The 4,416-nt window shown below is 40.3% G+C and carries 4 protein-coding genes; all 4 read left to right on the top strand.

Annotated elements, in window-relative coordinates:
- Positions 1-454, top strand: a 454-nt coding sequence (locus AC1DUW_RS21720; RefSeq protein ID WP_477643430.1) for a branched-chain amino acid transport system II carrier protein, incomplete at its 5' end; no start/stop codon positions are given.
- Positions 455-652: 198 nt separating this feature from the next.
- Positions 653-2,275 carry an amidohydrolase gene (locus tag AC1DUW_RS21715; RefSeq protein ID WP_053347463.1) on the top strand — a complete coding sequence of 541 codons (1,623 nt, stop codon included), beginning with the start codon at positions 653-655 and terminating at the stop codon, positions 2,273-2,275.
- Between the two features lie 406 nt (positions 2,276-2,681).
- Positions 2,682-3,857: a M20 family metallopeptidase gene (locus AC1DUW_RS21710; RefSeq protein ID WP_053347462.1), complete on the top strand. Its 1,176-nt coding sequence runs from the start codon at positions 2,682-2,684 to the stop codon at positions 3,855-3,857.
- A 72-nt stretch (positions 3,858-3,929) separates the two neighbouring features.
- A partial coding sequence (locus AC1DUW_RS21705; protein ID WP_477643429.1) for an amidohydrolase occupies positions 3,930-4,416 on the top strand: 487 nt, incomplete at its 3' end.

Here is a 4,416-nt window from a genome sequence, read left to right as displayed (position 1 = left end):
TGGTATTACTGCATCGATAGCAGACTTTCTTAGTGGATTGACGAACCAGAAAGTGAGTTATCGCAATTGGGTGATCGTGGTTTGTGTCATAGGTGTTTTAATGGGGGTACTTGGTGTTGAAAAGATAATCGCCTACTCCGTGCCGCTTTTCATGGGGATTTATCCTGTCTCGATAGTCATCGTCCTACTCGGTGTATTCCGTAAATATATACCAAACGCAGGAGCCTATAAGGGATCAATATTATTAACATTTATTATCAGCCTATTTGAAACATTAGGAAGTATGGGTATCAACATCAAATTTATGAACGAAATTATTTCCATAATTCCATTCAGTTCAAATGGGTTTGCATGGCTCATTCCAGCTGTAATAGGTTTTATTGGAGGGACGCTTATTCATAAACGAACTTCTAAAAAACAGGTTCATGAAATCCCTTCGAACTCCATTGAATAGCAAAAGCCTTAATCTCAGTGTGAAAAAATGGGCTTTCAATTCTCTTTAAGCATGTTGATAGAGAAATAGAACGGAATTTAAAAGTTGGCATGAAAATTGCAATCAAAATAAAAATGTGATGAATAATCGGAAAAATGGAAATTATGAAGTGAATTTTTTTAACTAGTTAAAAACTCAAATTTAAGGGAGAGAGAAAGTATGAATACGGATAAAAATAGCGATATTATTTATGTTAATGGGAAAATATTTACATCAAATCTGGAACAGCCCTATGCAAGCGCTATGGTAGTGCGTGATGGGCGCATTGAATGGGTTGGAGAACATTCAGAAACCGAGGGAATGAATGGAGAGCGTGTAGATTTTCAAGGGCGACGGGTGCTCCCGGGTTTCATTGATGCGCATCTGCATCCCTTATTTCTAGCTAAAGCTTCCAAGCAAATCCCATGTATGCCACCAGTCGTTGAATCGATTGAAGATTTGATTAAAGAGGTTCGCAAACAGCGTGAATCTCAGAATTCAGAGGATTGGATTGAAAGCTGGGGATATGATGAAGGGAAATTAACGGAAGGGCGTTCACCTTCACGCTGGGATTTAGATAAAGCCACAAATGATGCCCCTGTTATTATAACTCGAACATGCGGCCATATTGTAGTGGTGAATAGTAAGGCATTGGAATTGGCGGGAATTACAAGAGACACTCCAGATCCAGAAGGAGGGTTAATTGATAGAGATTCAGAGGGTGAGCCAACTGGGGTTTTACGAGAAAATGCAAAAGAACTGGTCAATAAAGTGATGCCGGTTCAAACATTTGATGAAGAAACAGATGCTCTTGTGGAACTAAGTCCAAAATTACTCTCACATGGAATTACTGCGATTACTGAGCTTTTAGCAAGAACCAAACCGAGAGATTACTTAGAAATGTATAATGCAGCACACGAAAAGGGCCTCAAGCAACGTACAGTGCTGTACTATATTTGGGAAGATATGAAGAATGACCCGATCTTAGATAAGGACAAAACAAATAGAAAACTCCAAAATCATATTGGAGGGGTTAAACTATTCTCAGATGGCAGCGTATCTGGCCAAACAGCGTGGATCAATCCTCCATTTTTAGGAGAAGGAGAGAACTATGGCATTCAAATGACCTCTAAGGAGGAATTAATAAGTGCAGCTGAAGCAGCCGAGAAAAACAATATTCAACTGGTAATACACGCAATGGGTGAGCAAGCAATTGATTTAATTGTGAATACTTTCTACGGCAAGAAGGGGTGGATCACTGATGGGCCATCCATAAGAATTGAACATGCAGCAATGCCTACAAAGCAAGCTCTTCAACGGGCAGCTGAAGCGGGAATCGCTTTTGTTCCCCAACCAATCTTTTTATATGCTGAAATCGAGAGCTACCTTAATAACTTAGGTACAGAACGTACGAAGCAAACCTATCCAATTCAATCCATGTTAAAGGCAGGTATTAAGATAGCGTTCTCCTCTGATGCACCAGCAACGGCATGGGTTGATCCAGTTAATCCGTTTGTAGGAATTAAGGCAGCTGTCACACGTATTGCATATGATGGTACGGATACAGGGCAGGATCAACGTGTAGATGTGCCAACGGCTATTACGCTTTACACCCGAGCCGCTCAAGAAATCACACGGATTCCAAATGTGGGGCAACTTACACCTGGTTATCATGCAGACTTTATTGTGCTAGACCAAGATATTTTGAATATTAGCCCAGAGGAAATAGATAGAATTCAAGTAGAAGAAACTTATATGGGTGGTCAATTGGTTTTTCAAAAAGAAACGGCCATAACTAACTAAAATATTAGGGACGATTAGGGAGCATACACCCCTTTTCGTCCCATTTTTATTTTAGTTAAATAGATGATCCTATCCTTGTGGGTGTCGAGGTACAGAAGACAAAAAAGCTTCTGTTCTAAATAAAGTGTAAAAAAAATTTTACGGTAGAGGGTAAAAAATTTTACTCCCTTTATGATTTAATGCTTGTTTAGGATATTGCACTGAGTATCAAATTACTAAATAGTTTTTAAAAATGAAAAAAATGTTGGGTTAAAAATCTTGATGGGTTTAGGGAATATCAATTTGAGAACTAAATTGTGGACGGAAAATTAATAATTGGCACATAAATTGCTTTGATAAGTTTTATAAGGTATTCAATTATAGTTTCTATTTACCTTTTTTTTTCATTTTTTGAGGAGGTATAGATATGTCCACTTTAACGTTAAATTCTGCAATTGAAGGTGTAAGGGAAGACGTGATCAACTGGAGGCGTCACTTTCATCAGAATCCAGAATTGTCTTACCATGAAAAGAAGACCTCGCAATTTGTTTACGAAACAATAGAATCATTTGGAAATCTAGAAGTAACACGTCCTACGGATTATAGTGTAATGGCCCGCTTGATTGGCTCACAACCAGGAAAAACATTGGGCATCCGTGCAGATATGGATGCGCTGCCGATTGAGGAAGAGAATTCTTTCGATTTTATTTCTCAAACACCAGGGGTCATGCATGCTTGTGGGCATGATGGTCATACGGCTATGCTACTTGGCGCGGCAAAGATTCTCTCTGGAATGAAGGATCAAATTAAAGGCGAAGTACGCTTCTTTTTTCAGCACGCAGAAGAATACTTCCCAGGTGGAGCTCAGGAAATGGTTGATGCGGGCGTGATGGAAGGTGTGGATTATGTTATTGCAGCCCATCTTATATCAACACTCGAATTTGGGAAGGTTGGCATTTTATATGGTCCGGCGATGGCAGCTCCTGACGGCTTTCATATTACGATTAAAGGAAAAGGCGGGCATGGCTCTGCGCCGCATGACACAATAGACAGTATCGCCATCGGTGCACAAGTGGTCACAAATCTTCAACATATTGTTTCGCGCAACACAGATCCTCTGGACAACTTGGTTCTTTCTATCGGAAAGTTTGTCGGGGGAGAGGCGGCAAATGTAATTGCCAACTCTGTAGAGATTAGCGGAACGGTCCGCAGTTTTGACTTGAAATACCGTGACTCCATGCCAGGCCTTATGAAAAGGGTCTTGAAAGGAATTACAGAAGCACATGGAGCAACCTATGAATTTGAATATCTATGCGGATATCGTCCAGTAATAAACAATGATGAAGTGACGAAGGTTATTGAAGATACGGTTCGCGAAACCTATGGTGATGAAGCGATTGACTTTCCTAAACCACAAATGGCAGCTGAAGATTTCTCTGCTTTTCAACAGAAAGCGCCCAGCTCATATTTCATAATCGGTGCAGGTAATAAGGAAAAAGGAATCGTATATCCCCACCATCATCCTCGTTTTACTTTTGATGAAGACGCAATGGAATATGGCGTGAAAATTTTTACTAACGCTGTATTTAAATTTTTGCTCTAAGGAATTCGGCCTGCCTACATATTTAAAGATGCAGGCATTATTTCTAGATTGATATTTGAGGAGGAACAGATTATGCAAAGTTTGAAATTATATCCGGAAGTAGAGAGTGTAAAACAGGAAGTGATTGATTGGAGACGTTATCTTCACCAGCATCCAGAATTGTCTTATCACGAAGAGAAAACCTCGCAATTTGTTTACGAAACCCTTCAATCCTTTGGGAATCTWGAAGTAACACGTCCTACAAAATATAGTGTAATGGCTCGCTTAATTGGCTCTCAACCGGGAAAAACATTGGGCATCCGTGCAGACATGGATGCGCTGCCGATTGAGGAAGAGAATTCGTTTGATTTTGTTTCGCAAACTCCGGGGGTCATGCATGCATGTGGCCATGATGGTCATACAGCTATGCTGCTTGGCACCGCAAAGATTCTTTCTGGGATGAAAGATCAAATTAAGGGTGAAGTACGTTTCTTTTTTCAGCACGCTGAAGAGTATTTTCCAGGCGGAGCGCAGGAAATGGTTGATGCGGGCGTGATGGAAGGTGTGGATTATGTTATTG

Source organism: Peribacillus sp. P4_C12, assembly GCF_056402095.1.
This window is presented reverse-complemented; position numbering and strand designations above follow the sequence as displayed.